Source organism: Streptomyces aureus (genome assembly GCF_000725495.1).
Lineage (GTDB): Bacteria > Actinomycetota > Actinomycetes > Streptomycetales > Streptomycetaceae > Streptomyces > Streptomyces aureus_B.
In genome coordinates, this window is the sequence record NZ_JNZD01000037.1 from 1 (window position 1) to 17,387 (window position 17,387).

Sequence of the window (17,387 nt, forward strand, 5' to 3'; positions counted from 1 at the left end):
CCGGCCCCAGACCTGCGTACTGGGCGTACTCGGGTCTGGGGCCGGTGCGGCGAGTGGGGGTACCCCCTGCTCGAAGAGCTTGGGGGAGCGTGCATGGCGTCGCCGGGCAGACGGGAATTGTCAGACAGGCCCTAGGGCGTGCCGGGCGTCGCCGGGCGGGCGGGACCTCGCGGACGCGCCCGGGGATTCCGGACCCTCGGACGCGTCGGCGGACGGCGTTGTCAGACCCCCCTGCGAGACTCGGAATCATGACCGAGCGCTGGGCAGTCGCTCCGGCCGAGGACGGTGGCGTCGAGCTCGCCGCCCTCGGCCCGGACGGGCTGCCCGTGGGAGAGGTCCGCCGGGAGGCGGACCTCGCGGAGGCCGTACGGGCCCGGCCGGACGTGAGCCGGTGGGTGTGGCGGTCGACCTCCGACGTCTATCCGCGTCTGCTCGCCACGGGGGTGCGAGTGGAGCGGTGCTACGACATCGAGGCCGCGGAGTCCCTGCTGCTCGGACACGAGGGGCGGCTCGGCGAGCCCCGGTCGGCGGCCGCCGCGCTGGCGAGACTGCGCGGCGGCCCCGTGCCGGCCGACCCGCCCCAGCGTTCCGCCGAGCCCGGTTCGCAGTCCTCCCTCTTCGAACCCCGCCCGGTGCACGTGCCGCTGACCGATCTCCTCGCGGTCTACGCCGACCAGCAGCGCCGCCACGAGACCACCGCGCACCCGGAACGGATGCGGCTGCTCACGGCCGCCGAGTCCGCGGGAATGCTGGTCGCCGCCGAGATGAACCGGTCGGGGCTGCCCTGGAGCGCCGACGTCCACCGGGACGTCCTGCACGAACTGCTCGGCGACCGGTACACCGGGGGAGGCGAGCCCCGGCGCCTGGCCGAGCTCACCGAGGAGGTGTCCGCCGCCTTCGGCAGAAGGGTCAGACCCGACCTGCCCGCCGACGTCGTCAAGGCGTTCGCGCAGGCCGGGATCAAGGTCAGATCCACCCGGCGGTGGGAGATCGAGTCGATCGGCCATCCGGCCGTGAAACCGCTGCTCGAGTACAAGAAGCTGTACCGCATCTGGGTCGCCCACGGCTGGTCCTGGCTCCAGGACTGGGTGCGCGACGGGCGGTTCCGGCCCGAGTACCTGCCGGGCGGAACCGTCACCGGACGCTGGGTCACGAACGGCGGCGGCGCGCTCCAGATCCCCAAGGTGATCCGCCGTGCCGTCGTCGCCGACCCGGGCTGGCGGCTGGTCGTCGCCGACGCCGACCAGATGGAACCGCGCGTCCTCGCGGCCATCTCCCGCGACCCCGGCCTCATGGAGGTCGCGGGCCGGGAGAGCGACCTCTACCAGTCGGTGTCGGACCGGGCGTTCTCCGGCGACCGGGACCAGGCGAAGATCGCGGTGCTCGGCGCGGTCTACGGCCAGACGTCGGGCGACGGGCTGAAGAACCTCGCCCTGCTCCGCCGCCGCTTCCCCAAGGCCGTCGCCTACGTCGACGACGCGGCCAGGGCGGGCGAGGAGGGCCGGCTCGTGCGGACCTGGCTGGGCCGGACCAGCCCTCCCGCGGCCGGGGCGGGCGACGGCGCCGGGGAGGAGGCGGGCATCCCGCAGGACGATCCCGCCGAGACCGCCGTCGACCAGGGCTGGGTCCCGGGGTACGCGTCCTCCGACTCCCGCGCCCGCGGACGGTTCGCGCGCAACTTCGTCGTCCAGGGCAGCGCCGCCGACTGGGCCCTGCTGATGCTGGCGGGCCTGCGCCGCGCCTGCTCCCCCCTCGCCGCCGAGCTGGTCTTCTTCCAGCACGACGAGGTGATCGTGCACTGCCCCGCCGAGGAGGCCGACACCGTCGTGGCCGCCATCCGCGACGCGGCCGAACTGGCGGGCCGGCTCACCTTCGGACGGACCCCGGTGCGCTTTCCGTTCACCACGGCGGTCGTCCAGTGCTACGCGGACGCGAAGTGACCGGTCCGGCAAGCGCGTTGCCCGGGGGGACGCGGACGCCGCGGACGGTAGGTGACCTGGTCCGCCGGGCCGTCAGGCGGTAGGTGACCCGGTCCGTCGGACCGTGGGCCGTCGGACGGTGGGCGACCCGGCGCGTCGGACCGTAGGCCGTCGGATGGCGGGTGACCCGACCTGTCGGACGGCGGGCTGTCGGGGTGCCGGCCCGGGTGCCGGCGCAGGTGCCGGCCCGGGTGCCGGCCCGGGTGCCGGCGCAGGTGCCGGCCCGGGTGCCGGCGCAGGTGCCGACCGCCCTCGCGGTTCGTCCGGGCGGGCCCGTCACCCCGTGGTCCGGCGTGCCAGCAGCTCCCGCAGTTCGCCCGTCACCGGGCTGTCCGTCCCCGCCAGAGCCTCCAGTGCGGACGCCCACTCCTCGTGGGCCGCCTCCGTGTCGCCGCGTTCCCACAGCAGCAGGCCCCGCTGGTGACGGGCGAGGCCGCCGGTGTAGCCGTCGGCGCGACGATCGGCGCGGCACCGCAGCAGATCGCACTCCCGCTCGGCCCGCTCCCCCTGGCCGACCCCGCGCAGCGCCCGCACCAGGCCGAGCCTGGTCTGCGACTCGCCGTGCCAGTCGCCGTGGCCGCCCAGGATGCGCAGGCTCTCCTCGAAGTGCGGCAGCGCGGCGGCCGGTTCGCCGAGCGTCAGATGGGCGTAGCCGATGTTGCAGTGCGCGGAGTGCCGGATGATCACGTCCTGCATCGCGTCACCGATGGCGAGGCTGCGCTTGTGGTGGTCGATGGCGGCCCGCGGGTCGGTGTGCTCGTAGAGGTTGCCCAGGTGGCTGTAGGTGATGGCCTCCATGTGCGGGTCGCCCAACTCCCGCGAGAACGTGAGGCTCTGGAGCAGGGCCTCGCCGGACTCCTCGTGGCGGCCGAGGGATTCGAGGAGCATGCCCCGGTTGTTCAGGGCCCGTCGCTGACAGGACCGCACGCCCAGCCGGCTCCAGATCGCGAGCGCGTCGTCGTTCAGGGTGAGCGCCTCGCCCACCCGGCCCGTCATGAAATGCAGGCCCCCGAGGTCGCCGAGCGCGTACGCCTCGGCCGCCTCGTCGCCGAGCAGCCGCGCCGCGTGCAGCGCGGCCCGCTGGAGCACCTCCAACTCGGCCACCCGGCCGCTGCGTTGGACGTACGGATTGAGCATGCGGGCCAGCAGCGGGAAGTACGGCGAGCCGTGCGCGTACCGCTCGGCCAGCGCGACCACGTTGGCCAGCTCCGTGTCGCCCCAGGCGAAGGCCTCGCGGGCGGAGCAGAACGGAGGGACGGCCGCCACGTCCGCCGCGTGCCCGGCCGGCTGCGAGGCGGTCGGTCTGACGCGGTCCTCCCGGTCGAGACCGGGTTCGAGGATCGCCTCCAGCGAGCGGGCGGCGACACCGGCGTACCAGCGCAGGGCCCGTTCGGCGACCACCGCGTCATGTCCGGACGGCACGGCGGGGCCGTCAACGGCGGGGACGGCCCGACCGGAGGCGCCGGTGCCGCCGAGGACGACCCGATCGTCGATGCCGGTCCCGCCGGTGCCGGTGCCGCCGATGCCGGTCCCGCCGATGCCGGTCCCGCCGATGCCGGTCCCGCCGGTGCCGGTGCCGCCGGTGCCGGTGCCGCCCGAGGCGGTGCCGCCCGAGGCGGTGCTCCGGTCCGCGGAGACGGTCCCGGGGGCCGGGGCGTCCGTACCGCCGCCCACGCCCGTCGCCGGCAGGACGCACTCCGCCGCGCCCGCGATCTCCCGGGCGAAGTCCCGTACGAGGTCGTGCGGCGCGTACCGCCCGTACGCGGTCTCCTCCAGGAGCGCCACGTCGACGAGACGGTCGAGGGCGGCCTCGGCGCGGCGCTCGTCGGTGCCGGTGAGGCGGGCGACGAGGGCGGCTCCGTAGACGGGCAGGTCGAGCGCGCCGATCCGGCACAGGGCGAGCGCCGCGTCCCGGTCGGCCTCGCGCTCGGAGGCGCGCAGTGCGTCGTGCGCGACCGCGAGCGACCGGCGCACGCTCAGGTCGTCGTACTCGAGATGGTGCAACCGTCCTTCGGTGGCGGCCAGTTGACCGGCGAGGACGTCGGGGGTCAGGGCGCGGCGGGCGGCCAGCCGAGCGGCGACGACCCGCAGCGCGAGCGGCAGCCGGCCGGTGAGCTCGACCAGGCGGTGCCCGCCGTCGAGACCCTCGCGGCGGCCGGAGACCGCGCGGAGCAGGGCCGCGCTGTCCTCGTCCGACAGCGGCGCGAGCGGGAAGCGGTCGGCGCCGTCCAGGGCGGTGAGCGGGGAGCGGCTCGTGACGATGACCGCGCAGCCCGCGCCGGCCGGGAGCAGCGGCCGCACCTGGGCGGCGTGCGCCGCGTCGTCGAGCACCATGAGGATGCGGGTCGGCGCGAGCATCGAGCGGAGCAACGCCGCCGCGGCGTCGGGGTGTTCGGGGATGTGGCGGGGTTCGGCCCCCAGGTCGCGCAGGAGTGCGGCGAGCGCCTGGCCCGCGGTGAGCGGGGCCATGCCGGGGGTGGCGCCGTGCAGGTTGACGTACAGCTGACCGTCGGTGAAACGTTCCCGCAGTCCATGGGCGACGTGCAGCGCCAGGGCGCTCTTGCCGACGCCCGCCATCCCGCTGATCACCGCGACACGGGGCATCCCGGTGGCGAAGCCCCCGGCGGAGGACCGGCCGTGCGCCTCCTCCCATGTCCCGTCGGGCTGACCCGAGTTCGCCGCGTCACCGGGCCGGCCTGCGGGCGCACCGCCGTCCGCGCCGGCGTCCACGCCGACGGATGCCGGGGAGGATGTCCGGCCGTCGGGGCCGTCACCCGGGTACGCGGCTTCCTCGGGGCGCGGGAGGCGCGCGGGGCGTTCCGGGTCCAGGAGCCGGCACAGCCGGTCGCGGACGTCCTCGCGTCCGGTGAAGTGGGCCGGGGGCGGCGGAAGTTGGGCGGGGCGGGGCGGGGCGACGGTGTCCTGTCCGTCGCGGGCGGCGTCGGCCGACGGCTCCGCGGCCCGGTCGTCACCGCCCGGGCCGGCGTTCCCGTCCCGGCCCCGGCCTCCGTCCTGGCCCGAGTTCCCGTCCTGGCCCCGGCGTCCGTCCTGGCCCGCACTTCCGTCCCGAACTCGGCCCGCGTCCTGGCCCGTACTCCCGGCTCGACCCCGGCCCGCGCCCCCGTCCTGGCCCGCGCCACCATCGTGACCCACGCCGCCGTCGTGACCCACGCCGCCGAACCCGTCGGCCCCGCCGTCCCGGCCATCGGTCCCGTCCCGATCGACGTTCCCGACCCGGCCGACACCACCGCCCTGGCCACCGACCCCGTCTCGGCCGAGGCCACCGTCACGGCCCACGTCACTGTCCCGGCCCACGCCAAGGTCCCGGCCGTCGATCACGTCCCGGTCCGAGCTCCAGCCGCCGCTCCCGTCCCGGTCCACGCCGTCGGAGCCGGTTCTGCGCCTGTCGCCGCCCTCGGCACCCTCGCCGCCCCGGTCTCCGGCCCCGTCCCGGCCGGCGTTCCTGCGCCGGTCGCCGCCCTTCCTCCGCTCCACTCCCCCACCGGGGATCCAGCCGCCGTCCCGGCGCCCGCCCCGGCCTCCGGCCTCGGCCCCGAAGGTGCCGCCGCCCATGAGGCGGTCCCCGGCGCTCGCTCCGCCCGGGGCCCCGTCGGCGGCGCCGATCCCTGTCGAGTCCCGGTCGTTGTCGCGCAGGATCTCCAGGTGGGCCCTGCGCACGGCGGGACCCGGCTCGACGCCGAGTTCGTCGAGCAGCCGGGCCCGCAGGTCGCGGTGCACGGCGAGGGCCTCGGCCTGGCGTCCGGCGCGGTGGAGGACCAGCATCAGGAGCCGGTGGAACGACTCGCGGAGCGGATGCTCGGCGGTACGGGCGGCCAGTTCCGGCGCCAGCCGGTCGAGCCGGGAGGCGGTCGGGTCGAGGCACAGCTCCGCCTCGTACCCCCACTCCAGGACGAGCAGCCGGGCCTCCTCCAGACGCTGGACGAAGGCGTGCCCGCCGATCTCGGACGGCAGGCCGCTCAGCGGGGTGTCGCGCCACAGCGCGAGCGCGGCGGCGGACTCGCGCAGCGCCCGTTCCCAGTCGCGTTCGGCGTGCGCGTCGCGTGCGACGGTGGCGTGCCGCTCGAAGACGCGGACGTCCAACTCGCCCTCGCCGACCCGCAGGACGTACCCGGGCGGTACCGCGCGCAGCCGTTCCGGATCGTCGAGGAGGCGGCGCAGCCGGGTCACGTGGTTCTGGAGGGACGCCTGCGCGGAGGCGGGCGGCGCCCCGCCCCACAGCGCGTCCTTGAGCACGTCGACGGAGACGACCCGGCCCGGTTCGAGGAGCAGCGCGGCCAGCAGGGCACGCATCTTCCGGCTGCCGATCGAGCCGATCTCGCCGTTGGCGTCGTACAGGACCGGCGGCCCCAGCAGTCCGAACCGCAGCCCGTTCCGCATCACGCCGCCCATAGCCTTTCCGCCCGGCCGCCGGCCGCGCACCACGGCGGTTCTCGTCCTCCCGGGACGGGTTCTCGCCGGTCAAGTGATCGTTCCCGAGGGAACCGTTGGCCTCATGTTAGCGATCCGTTGGCGTGGCCTGATGTGATCATTCCATCGGATCTGGCCCGACGGTGCGCGCGTACTACGCGTAACTCGGGGGAGTGTCGCCGCCGTGGCCGGATCCGGGGACGTCAGAGGCCCCGGTCGTCGAGGTGATCGACCGGGGCCTCCGTCCGTACGGGGGACACGTTTGCGCAACCCGTACGTAATTCACCTACTTCTCCCCGCCGCCCGCGCGAGGCCCTGGACGGGCCTCCGGACGGGACTTCCGTGGCGAAATCCCGTCGCCGGACGACGCTCACGACCGGCCCTCCGGGTACAGCCGACCACCGGGCGGTTCCGGGCGATCGGCCGGCGGCCGAGCCGGGTCAGGGCAGCCGCCGGGCGCCCGAACCGGGGCCGGACGACCGCCGAACGGCCGAGGCCCAGATCACCGGCGGACGCCCGAAGCTCAGATCACCTGCGGACGCCCGAGGCTCGGACGACCGCCGAACGGCCGAAGCTCAGATGACCGGCGGACGCCCGAGACGGGTGAGCCGCCAGACCGTGCGCCACCGCATCGGGCGCCGTTCTCCGCCGGAGCGCCGCAGCCCCTCCGCGAATCCGCCGAACCAGGCCCGCAGCCCGCCGACCGACCGCGTCCGCAGCAGCGTGAGCACGATCCAGATCCCCAGGTGCACGGGGATCAGCGCGAGCGGCAGCCGGCGGCGGGTGAGCCAGACCCGGTTGCGGGCGGTCACGCGGTAGTAGATGGCGTGCCGGGCGGGCGAGGTCTTGGGGTGCTGGAGCAGCAGTTCGGGCTCGTACAGCACGGTCCAGCCGGCGTCGATGGCCCGCCAGGCGAGGTCGGTCTCCTCGTGCGCGAAGAAGAACTCGGCGGGCCAGTCCCCGGTCTCGGCGAGCATGGGCATGGACAGCGCGTGGCCGCCCCCGAGGAAGCCGGTGACCGGTCCCCCGCGCATGGGGTCCTTGGCCCCGACCCGGGGCACGTGACGGCGCTGCGTCTCGCCGTTCTCGTCGGCGATGCGGAAGCCGACGATGCCGAGCCGCGGGCGGGCCGCGTACAGGTCGCGCACCTTGCGCAGCACGTCGCCGTCGACGAGGAGTCCGTCGTCGTCGAGCTCGACGACCACGTCCACGTCACCGAACTCCCGCAGCCGGCTCAGCCCGACGTTCCGGCCACCGGGGCAGCCGAGGTTGTCGTCCACCTCGATGGTCGTCACCTCGCCCGGCAGGCCGAGGCGTTCGGCGAACTCGGGCAGCGGGCAGCCGTTGCCGATGATCACGATCCGGGCCGGCACCACGTCCTGCTTGGCCACGGAGGTGAGCAGAGCGTCGACCTCGGCGGGCCGGTTGCCCATGGTCACCACGGCAACGGCGATCCGCGGCCCCTCCTCCGCCTGTGACACGACACCCACCCCATCCCGGCCGACAACTGTGCCGCGATGCTAGTCGTTCACCGGGACGACCCCTCACGTACGCCCTCGGGTACGCCCATATGTCAGTCGTACGAACGTACTGGTCTGCGCCCATACGTCCGCCGTGCCCCCGTCCCGTGCCCGGGCTCAGGTCCGCCGGTTCTCCCTGCGGCGGACGAATTTCAGCCCCGACCAGTCCTCCCCCAGCGCCGCCACCTTCACGTCGACGACGCCGAGGGGCAGGAAGAGGTCCCGCAGACCGTTCTCCGTGATGTCGCTCCGGTGTCCGGCCGCGCGGCGGGGCCAGGCGATCCAGAGCATGGCCGGGTCGGACAGGTCCGCGACCAGACCGGCCGCCCGCGAGGCGAGCCGGGCGTGCTCGCGGAAGAAGGCGACGGTCACGTCCGCCCCCTCGGGACCGCCCTCCCCGACCTCGCAGTCCTCGGGCAGCCCGGGGATCTCCCAGTCCGGCGGCCCGTCGACCAGCCGTACCCGGTGCCCCGCCTTGATGCCGATCTTCCGGGCCAGCGGAGTACCGGAGTACCCGCCGCCCGCCGCGCTGGATCCCGTCATCCCCGCAGGATGACACCGCCCGGCCCTGCCGGGGCGTTACGCGCCCCCGCCGGGCGCGGGCGCGCAGGGGACGGCCACCCGGAAGCGGCTCGACTACCGGTTGTCGGCGAGCGGGTTCATGCTGGTGGGAGCGGCCCGACGTCTCCGGGCGTCACCGGTGGAAGCCGGTACGCCCGAGCCTTCCGGGCCGGGGACAGCGTGCGCCCGGTCCACCCCGGAGGGCGCCACCAGGTTCCGGAGGGCGCCATGAGCTCACCATCCGTCCCGCCGCCCGCGCCACTGCCCCCGCTCGGACCGGGGAGCCTGGACAAGGGCCTCAAGGGCGGCGCGCTGGGCCTGTTCTCCAGCACGGTGATCGGGCTGGCCTCCACGGCCCCCGCGTACAGCCTCGCCGCGACGCTCGGCGTCATCGTCGGGATCGTGGGCTTCCAGTCGCCGATCGTGGTCATCCTCGCGTTCGTCCCGATGTTCCTGATCGCCTACGGCTACAAGGAACTGAACCGGGCCGACCCCGACTGCGGCACCACGTTCACCTGGGCGGCCCGGGCCTTCGGCCCCCGCACCGGCTGGCTGGGCGGCTGGGGCATCGTCGCGGCCGACATCATCGTCATGGCCAACCTGGCGCAGATCGCCGGCGCGTACGGCTTCCAGCTCATCGGCGCGGACGGGCTGGCGCAGAACACCTTCTGGGTCACCTTCGTCGGCGTCCTGTGGATCGCCCTGATGACCCTGATCTGCTACATCGGCATCGAGCTCTCGGCCAACCTGCAGAAGGCGCTGCTCACCATCGAGGTCGTGGTGCTGTTCCTGCTGTCGATCACCGCGCTGGTCAAGGTGTACGGGGGCACGGCACCGAACGTCTCGTCGGAGATCTCGTGGTCGTGGTTCAACCCCTTCGAGATCAACTCGTTCGACGACCTGACCAAGAGCATCCTCGCCGGCGTGTTCATCTACTGGGGCTGGGACACCGCGGTGTCCGTCAACGAGGAGACCGTCGACCGGGACCGCACCCCCGGCCGCGCGGCCGTCATCTCGACCGTCATCCTGCTGCTCGTCTACGTCATGGTCACCACGTCCGCGCAGGCGTTCGCCGGGGTCGGTGACAAGGGCATCGGCCTGGGCAACCCGGACAACTCCGGAGACGTCCTCTCCAGTCTCGGGGCCGAGGTCTTCGGCACCGGCGGCTGGGGCACGGTCGCCACCAAACTCCTGATCGTCATGGTCCTCACCTCGGCGGCGGCCTCCACCCAGACGACGATCCTCCCGACGGCCCGCACCACCCTGTCCATGGCGGCGTTCAAGGCGATCCCGCAGCGCTTCGCCCGCATCCACCCCCGGTTCCTCACCCCGACCTGGTCCACCGTGGGCATGGGCCTGGCCTCGATCGTCTTCTACGTCATCCTGACCCGGGTGAGCGAGAACGTCCTGGCCGACTCCATCGGCTCGGTCGGCCTGATGATCGCCTTCTACTACGGGCTGACCGGCTTCGCCTGCGTCTGGTACTACCGCAAGGTCCTCACCCGCAGCTCGCGCGACCTGTGGACGCGCGGAATCATGCCGGGCCTCGGCGGGCTGCTGCTGCTCTACTTCTTCGTCAACGCCTGCTTCGTGTACGCCGCGGCCGACTACGGCAGCACCTCGTGGACCCTGCCGTTCCCGCCGCACTGGCAGCTCGGCGGCGTCTTCGTCACCGGCATCGGCGCGCTGCTGCTCGGCGCGATCCTGATGTTGGTCTACAACGCGATGCGCCCGTCCTTCTTCCACAAGGAGACGATCCCGGTCTCGTCCCACGACCGGAGCGGCCACTGACCGGGCGGGGGTACCGACGGCGTGACCGGCCTACGGGCGCCGCACGGCGGAGGGGCCGCCCGGAACGCGGCCGGACGGCCCCTCGTGGAAGTCGCGGCGCCGTGTCAGTCCCGGCGGATCAGTTCCGGGTCGATGCGGCGTCCCACCAGGGGCAGTGAGCCCAGTGCGGCCATCCCCACCACGCCCGCCGCGGCGAGGACGAGCAGGGGGACGCCGGCCGTGTCCCAGCGGATCGCGCCGCCGCCGGTGATCAGGTAGCTGGACTCGGCGACCTTCCCCGAGACCAGGGCCAGGACGAGGCCGAGGCCCAGGGGCAGCACGACCTGGGCACACTGGACGGCCCGCATGGTCCTCGCCCGGGCACCGATCAGCGTGACGGCGGTGACCTGCGCACGGCGCTCCACGGCCCGGTCGGTGACGGACACGAGGAAGGCGGCCACTCCGATGATCAGACCCATGATCATGCCCAGCGCGAGCAGGGTCTCGACCACGGTGATCTGCTCCAGCCCCTGGACGTTCAGCCCGACCAGCTCGATCTCCGCGATCGGGGCGACGGCGGCGATCCGGTCGAGAACACCCCGCACCTGACCGGGGTCGGAACCACCGGCGAGCAGGATCTCCGCGTCGCGGGGGCGGGCGTCGGAGGGGAGGGCGGAGGGCGGGACGAGGAGCACGGCGCTGTCGACCGAGGATGCCGAATAGCCGTTGTAGGTGATCCGCTCGGCGGGCACGGCAATGTTCAGCTTCCTGTCCTGCCCGTTGTCGGGGCGGAAGCGGAAGGTGAACGACATGCCGGTTCTGAGATAGGAACCCGAACTGGAGTCGGTGTTGTCGAGCCTCATCACCTTGCCGTCGACACAGCCGTTCGTGTGCACGGTCATCCGGTCGAGTTGGGCGCATGTGGCCACGAGCACCGTTTCCCACGCCGGGTCGGTGCCGGACGTGCCGTGGGGATCGGCCCAGGAGTTCATGAGGACCGCGTGCGCGTCGACCCCGGGCACATGGGTGAGGTCGCGCTGCTGCCTCGAGTCGAGCCCCGAGAGCGGTAGCGAGTACTCCTGGACGGAACCCGACGGCCGGGTGACCTGCTCCAGCTGGATGAGCACACCCTGGGCGAGCGAGGCGACGTACACGAGCAGGACGAGACTGGTGACCACCCGCATCGTGCTGCCGGGCTCCGCCTCGTTGCGCCGCATCGCCAGGTTGAGCGTCAGGGACTGGGTGGTCCGCGCCACCCGTCTGGCCAGCACGTACGACAGCAGCGGCAGCGTGAGCACCAGGCCGACGCCGGTCAGGACGACCCCCGCGACGATCAGCAGCGCGTTGACGCCGAGGCTGGACGCGGGATGCCCCATCAGGCCGGTGGCGCAGAAGCCGCAGACGATGCCGAGCCCGCTGACCAGCAGCAGGCCGACCCACTTGGACGGAGGCCGCGGCACCGCCGTACGCCGTACCGCGAGCGGGTTGGCGGTGGCGTCCCGCGCGCTCTTGCGGCTGACGAGCCAGGCGAGGAGCGGAGAGCCGACCAGGCAGACGACGATGGTGACGACGGAGAGTGCACCGTCGTCCGGGTACCACCGCAGCCCCGGCAGACCGGCCCGGGACATCACCTGGTTGAGCAGCCAGTACTCGCCGAGTCCCAGCACCGCGCCCAGCAGTGCGGCGACGACGGTCTCGGCGGCGTTCACCCGCTGGGTGCCCTTGATGCTCAGACCGAGCAGCCGCAGGGCCGCGAGGCGGCGCATCCGGCTGGCGGCGGAGAGCCGGGCGCAGACCGACAGGAAGATGCCCAGGGGCAGCAGGACCAGCGTGGCCAGGGCGAACCGAACGTCGGTGAGGGTGGAGGGTTCGACGGCCGGGAAGGGCGCATAGCTGTAGCCGAAGCCCTTGAGGGTCCGGCCCTCGCGGGCCAGCGCGGCCCGGTCGGTGCCGACGTAGGCGTAGAGCTCGTCGGGATGGGCGAGCCCGGAGGGCCCGATCACGCCCGCCTCGCGGCCCGGCAGCAGCGCCTTGGCCGCGGGCGCGTCACGCAGCAGGTCGTGCACCCGAGGGGAGACGAACACCTCTCCAGGAGCGGGGAGTTCACTCAGGCCGGGAGGAACCGCGTGCGGTCCGCCGGTCCCCCTGGCGACGAACACCCGGGTGAAGGACCGGGAGCCGTAGGCGTCGTCGCGCTGCAGGACGAGGGTTCCGTCGGCGGGCCCGTGGGCGGAGGTGACGGGCTGGCGGGCGGCATCGCGGCCGTCGTGCGCGTCGAGGATCGCCGGAACGGTGAGGACGAGGGCGAGGCAGCAGACGCCGATCGAGCCGCCGGCGGCCATGAGGAAGAAACGTATGCGGTTGCCGCGCCCGGCCCCGAACAGCAGGCGCAGGCCGAGCAGGAATTCCCTCACGCGGTACCCCGTGGGCTCAGGACCCCGTCCGCCATCGTGTAGCGGGTGTCGGCCTGGGCGGCGACGGCCGGGTCGTGCGTCACCAGGATGACGGCGGTCCCCTGCGACCGGGCCAGACCGAGGAACTCCTTGAGCACGGCGGAGGCGTTGGCGCTGTCGAGGGAACCGGTCGGCTCGTCCGCGAAGACGATCGCCGGCCGGTGCACCAAGGAGCGCGCGACCGCGACGCGCTGGCTCTGCCCGCCGGAGACCTGCCCGGGGCGGCGCTCGCGCAGTTCCCCGAGCCCGAGGCGCTCGAGCACCTTGCCGGCGGCCGCCAGCGCGGGGCCCTTGCGCTGCCCGGCCAGTCGCAGCGGCAGGGCGGTGTTCTCCTCGACGGTGAGCTCGGGCAGCAACTCGCCGTACTGGAAGACGAATCCGAACCGTTCCCGGCGGAGCGCGCTGATCTCGTCGTCGTCGAGATCGCCGAGCGCCCGCCCTTCGAACCGCACGTGACCGCGCTTGACGGGGAGGACCCCGGCGAGGCAGTACAGCAGCGAGGACTTGCCGGACCCGCTCTGCCCGGTGATCGCCACGACCTCCCCGACGGACACCGAGAGATGAGCGTCGAGAACGGCCGGCTGATTGCCGTAGGAGAGGTCGACTCCCGTGGCAACGAGTATTTCTGACATGCTGTCGGCTTCCCCCAAAGAAGCGAGCGGGCCCAGGAGAACGCCCTGGACCCGCGGTCTCGCCTGGCATCCCGCAGCACAGGCACTGCTCGCCCCACCCTGCCTGGTCGACGTGCGTCCCGCGCCACCGCCACGACGGATCGGCCGTGTTCACCGCTGGTGATACGACTTCCGCGAACCGTGAACTCTTCGGGGGACATCGGGGAACAGCAGGTGACAGGCACTCACCGAGGAGTCAGGGGAACCATCGTGAGCGGACCACCGCCGTCAGTGGCGCGGGCGGAGGAAGACGCGGACATAGTCGCGCAGTCGTTGGAGCAGCCGGAGCTGTTCGCGCTGCTCTACGACCGCCACGCTCCCGACATCCACCGTTACGTGGCCCGCCGCCTCGGCGCCTCCGCGGCCGACGACATCACCGCCGACACCTTCCTGGTGGCCTTCCGGATCCGGTCCCGCTACGACCGCACCCGCGCCAACGCCCGCCCCTGGCTGTACGGCATCGCGGGAAACCTCGTGGGCAAGCAGCGCCGCGCCGAGGTGCGGGCGCTCAGGGCGCTCGCCCGCACCGGCCACGACCCGCTCGCCGGATCCGGGGGCGAGTTCTGGCTCGAGGACACCGACCGCCGGATCGCGGCGCAGGGCCCGCTGGCCGGCGCCCTCGCGGGCCTGTCGGCTCCGGACCGGCATGTCCTGCTGCTCGTCGCCTGGGCCGAACTCACCTATCAGGAGGTCGCGGAGGCGCTGGACATCCCGGTCGGCACGGTCCGTTCGCGGCTGAACCGGGCACGACGCAAGGTCCGTACGGCGCTGGGTGCCGATCCCGCATTCATGACCGACGTGGCGGAGGTGGCGTAGCCATGGACGAGATGACCGAGGTGCGCGCACTGCGCGACCACGTGCAGGCACCCGATCGGGCCCGGATCGCACCGGGACGGGCGCGGCTCGCCGAGGCCGCGCGGGCCGGGCGGTCGCGCCGCGCGCTGTGGCTGCGGTGGGAGTTCGCGATCGTCGCGGCCGTGGCCGCGGTGACCGCCGTCGCCGTCACCGCCGGCTTGCTGGTGGGCGGGAAGGACTCGCGAGGCGCGACGCCGCCCGCGGGCACGCCGGGTGTGCGTTACAAGGGGGTGAGCGCGGCCGAGTTCCTGCGCGAGGCCGCCGACGCGGTCCGGACACAGCCGAACGGCACGGTTCCGACGGCCAAGCAGTGGATCTACAACAAGGCGGCGCAGGAGCCTCCGAACAAGTCCGACAGGTTCTCCGGTGCGGAGGAGAGCTGGATCCGCTTCGACGGTTCCGCCACCGCCTCCCGGCTACGGAAGGACCAGCCGCTCCAGATCATGAAGATGCACCTGGAGAACGGCGCCGAGGGCGACGACCGCTCGCCGCGCGAGCTGTACCGGGTCCTCGCCGCCCTGCCTGCCGACGGCAAGGGAACGCTGAGGGCACTCCGCGAGCGGAACGCCCTCGCCGACGACAAGGAGCAATCGCAGGCGCGCAACGACTACTCCGAGATCAGCGTCCTGCTGCGGGCCGACGTGATGCCGGCCGAGGGCCTGGCCTCTCTCTACCGCGCCCTCGCACTCCTGCCGGGCGGAAAGGTCACCGGCCACCTGGTCCACACCGCCGCCGGACGCCGGGTGATCGCCCTGGAGTACCTCCGCGGGACCAACCCCAAGGACGGTTCGTCCATGCTCGACCAGTGGCTGATCGACCCGGGGACCTACCGGCCCGTCGGCATGCGGTTCGTCTCCGGCGAGGGCAAGGTCCTGGGCGGCGACTCGCTCGTCACGACGGCCGTGGTGGACAAGGCGGGCGACCGCAGCTGACCGGCCACGATCCCGGGCGGCCCGCACCACGGGTGCGGGCCGCCCGCACCCGCCCCTGCGACGCCCGGGGCGGGGCAGACGTGCTGGACGCGCAACGAGCACGTGCCCGGCCCGAAAGCCGGAGGTCCAGCTACACCTCGCAAGTGAGACCGGAACCGCGACTGCGGACGTCCTCACGGCCCGATCTCGTACCCGCCGCCGCATCCGGACATGCAGAAACCCCAGGTCAGCGACAATCCGACCTGGGGTTTCGGTGGAGCCGCCTTCGGGATTCGAACCCGAGACCTACGCATTACGAGTGCGTTGCTCTGGCCATCTGAGCTAAGGCGGCGCGCTGTCCGCACCTATGGTGCGATCAGCAACGTCGGTAAGTCTACACAGTTTCCGAGGGTGCTCCGTACACGGCCCGGGGCGGGCGCCGACCGGGCCGCCGGCAGGGCTATGAGCAGCGCTTTCCCTTCTCGGGAGGGGTCCCCTGGAGGAGGTAGCGGTTGATCGCGGAGTCGATGCAGGCGCTGCCGCGGCCGTAGGCGGTGTGGCCGTCGCCGACGTACGTCAGAAGGGTGCCCGAGGAGAGCTGCGAGGCCAGGGACTGGGCCCAGGGGTACGGGGTCGCCGGGTCTCGGGTGGTGCCGACGACGAGGATCGGGGCCGCTCCCTTCGCCTCGATCCGGTGGGCCTCGCCGGTGTGCCGGACCGGCCAGTACGCGCAGTTGAGCGAGGCCCAGGCCAGTCCCTCCCCGAAGACCGGCGACGCCTTCTCGAAGGCGGGCAGCGACTGCTCCACCTGGTCCGGGCCGGAGAAGGCGGGGGGCAGGTCGAGGCAGTTCACGGCCGCGTTGGCGGACATCAGGTTCGCGTACTTGCCGTCGGCGTCCCGCTCGTAGTAGCTGTCGGAGAGGGCGAGCAGCCCGGCCCCGTCGTTCTGCTTCATCGCGGCGGTGAGCGCGTCCCGCAGCTGCGGCCAGGCCGTCTCGTCGTACATCGCCGCGATCACACCGGTCGTCGCGAGCGCCTCGCCGAGCTTGCGGCCGTCCGGGTCGCCCGTCGGGATCGGCTCCTTGTCCAGTTTCTGGAAGAACGCCTTCAGGTTCCTGCCGACCTCGTCGGGGCTCGTGCCCGCGTCGCCGAGCGGGCAGTCGCTGTGCTGCACGCAGTCCTTCGCGAACGACTGGAACGCCGTCTCGAACCCGGCCGTCTGCTCCTCGTTCAGCTTGCGCGCGTCGATCGACGGGTCCAGCGCGCCGTCCAGGACGAGCCGGCCCACCCGGTCCGGGTAGAGGCCCGCGTACGTCGCCCCGAGGAACGTCCCGTACGACGCCCCCACGTACGACAGCTTCTGGTCGCCCAGCACGGCCCGCAGGATGTCCATGTCACGAGCCGCCTCGACGGTGGAGACGTGCCGCAGCAGCTCCGGCGAGTGCGCGCCGCACCCCTCGGCGAACTTCTTGTACGCCTTGACGAGCAGGTCCCTCTCCCGCCCGTCGTCCGGCGTGGTGTCCGTCTGCGTGTACGCGTCCATCGCGCGTCCGTTGAGGCACTCGACCGGCTCGCTGCGGGCCACCCCGCGCGGGTCGACCGCGACCATGTCGTAGCGGGCCCGCACGTCCGCCGGATAGCCGATCCCCGCGTACTGCTGGAGATAGCCGACCGCCGAACCGCCCGGCCCTCCGGGATTGACCAGCAGCGAGCCGAGCCGTTTGCCCGGCCCCGTCGCCTTCTTGCGGGAGACCGCCAGTCTCACGTCGCCCGAGCCGGGCTTGTCGTAGTCGAGGGGTGCCTTCATCGTGGCGCACTCGAAGCCTGGGACACCGCAGCTGCGCCAGTTCAGCTTCTGCTCGTAGTAGGGCGCCAGATCCGACGGCGTGGCGCTCGGCAGCGCGGTGAGCACCGTCTCGGCCGTCGCGGCCGTCCTCGTGGAGGCCGACGTGGAACTCCCCGAGGAGCAGGCGGAGACGAACAGCGCCGCCGCGGCCAGCAGCACGCCGCTCGCACGGAGGGATCGGGTCGTCCGAGTGGTGCGCCTCATGTGCATCTCGCGAGCGTAACCTTGCGCGATCGATCGATCACCTTCAGTCGCCGAAGCGGCTCGTACGAGTGACGCGGTCAATCGGTCGACCCGGGCCGCCGAGCTGTCGAGCCGCCGCTGTCGATCCGTCGCTGTCGCGCTGTCGAGCCACCCGACCCCGAGACGGGCCCGCGCCACGATCCCGCCGGG

The 17,387-nt window shown here is 73.3% G+C and carries 10 protein-coding genes and 1 tRNA gene; 4 read left to right on the top strand and 7 right to left on the bottom strand.

Going from position 1 to position 17,387, the window contains the following annotated elements:
- Positions 1 to 248: 248 nt before the first annotated feature.
- Positions 249 to 1,940 (top strand): bifunctional 3'-5' exonuclease/DNA polymerase, encoded by a 1,692-nt coding sequence (locus tag IO36_RS33085; protein WP_037625398.1) that lies wholly within the window; start codon positions 249 to 251, stop codon positions 1,938 to 1,940.
- 315 nt (positions 1,941 to 2,255) lie between these two features.
- On the opposite strand, the gene IO36_RS48595 is transcribed toward IO36_RS33085, so the two are convergent.
- The 3 genes from IO36_RS48595 to IO36_RS33100 all read right to left on the bottom strand — a co-directional run bounded on the left by IO36_RS48595 (position 2,256) and on the right by IO36_RS33100 (position 8,470).
- On the bottom strand, positions 2,256 to 6,389 hold the full coding sequence (locus IO36_RS48595; protein WP_051901132.1) for an AfsR/SARP family transcriptional regulator: 4,134 nt from the start codon (positions 6,387 to 6,389) through the stop codon (positions 2,256 to 2,258).
- Between the two features lie 593 nt (positions 6,390 to 6,982).
- Positions 6,983 to 7,897: a glycosyltransferase family 2 protein gene (locus IO36_RS33095; RefSeq protein WP_037625401.1), complete on the bottom strand. Its 915-nt coding sequence runs from the start codon at positions 7,895 to 7,897 to the stop codon at positions 6,983 to 6,985.
- Positions 7,898 to 8,044: 147 nt separating this feature from the next.
- Positions 8,045 to 8,470: a hypothetical protein gene (locus IO36_RS33100; RefSeq protein WP_037625403.1), complete on the bottom strand. Its 426-nt coding sequence runs from the start codon at positions 8,468 to 8,470 to the stop codon at positions 8,045 to 8,047.
- Between the two features lie 246 nt (positions 8,471 to 8,716).
- Here IO36_RS33100 and IO36_RS33105 point away from each other — a divergent pair, with 246 nt between their 5' ends.
- The gene (locus IO36_RS33105) at positions 8,717 to 10,279 is read left to right on the top strand and encodes an APC family permease (protein ID WP_051901134.1); all 1,563 of its coding nucleotides are present in this window, start codon (positions 8,717 to 8,719) and stop codon (positions 10,277 to 10,279) included.
- A 104-nt stretch (positions 10,280 to 10,383) separates the two neighbouring features.
- Here IO36_RS33105 and IO36_RS33110 read toward each other — a convergent pair whose 3' ends face one another.
- Positions 10,384 to 12,672 (bottom strand): FtsX-like permease family protein, encoded by a 2,289-nt coding sequence (locus IO36_RS33110; RefSeq protein WP_037625404.1) that lies wholly within the window; start codon positions 12,670 to 12,672, stop codon positions 10,384 to 10,386.
- Entirely contained in the window at positions 12,669 to 13,343 is a 675-nt protein-coding gene (locus IO36_RS33115; RefSeq protein ID WP_037625406.1) for an ABC transporter ATP-binding protein, read from the bottom strand. Before IO36_RS33115 ends, IO36_RS33110 begins: the two co-directional genes overlap by 4 nt.
- 249 nt (positions 13,344 to 13,592) lie before the next feature.
- Here IO36_RS33115 and IO36_RS33120 point away from each other — a divergent pair, with 249 nt between their 5' ends.
- Both IO36_RS33120 and IO36_RS33125 read left to right on the top strand, forming a co-directional pair.
- Complete coding sequence (locus tag IO36_RS33120; RefSeq protein WP_037625408.1) at positions 13,593 to 14,198, top strand: RNA polymerase sigma factor; 606 nt, start codon at positions 13,593 to 13,595, stop codon at positions 14,196 to 14,198.
- Positions 14,199 to 14,200: 2 nt separating this feature from the next.
- Positions 14,201 to 15,169, top strand: a complete 969-nt coding sequence (locus IO36_RS33125) for a CU044_5270 family protein (protein ID WP_037625410.1) — start codon at positions 14,201 to 14,203, stop codon at positions 15,167 to 15,169.
- Positions 15,170 to 15,423: 254 nt separating this feature from the next.
- Here IO36_RS33125 and IO36_RS33130 read toward each other — a convergent pair.
- A tRNA-Thr gene (locus IO36_RS33130) sits at positions 15,424 to 15,500 on the bottom strand.
- Positions 15,501 to 15,608: 108 nt separating this feature from the next.
- Positions 15,609 to 17,204, bottom strand: a complete 1,596-nt coding sequence (locus IO36_RS33135) for an alpha/beta hydrolase (RefSeq protein ID WP_037625412.1) — start codon at positions 17,202 to 17,204, stop codon at positions 15,609 to 15,611.
- Positions 17,205 to 17,387 lie beyond the last annotated feature (183 nt).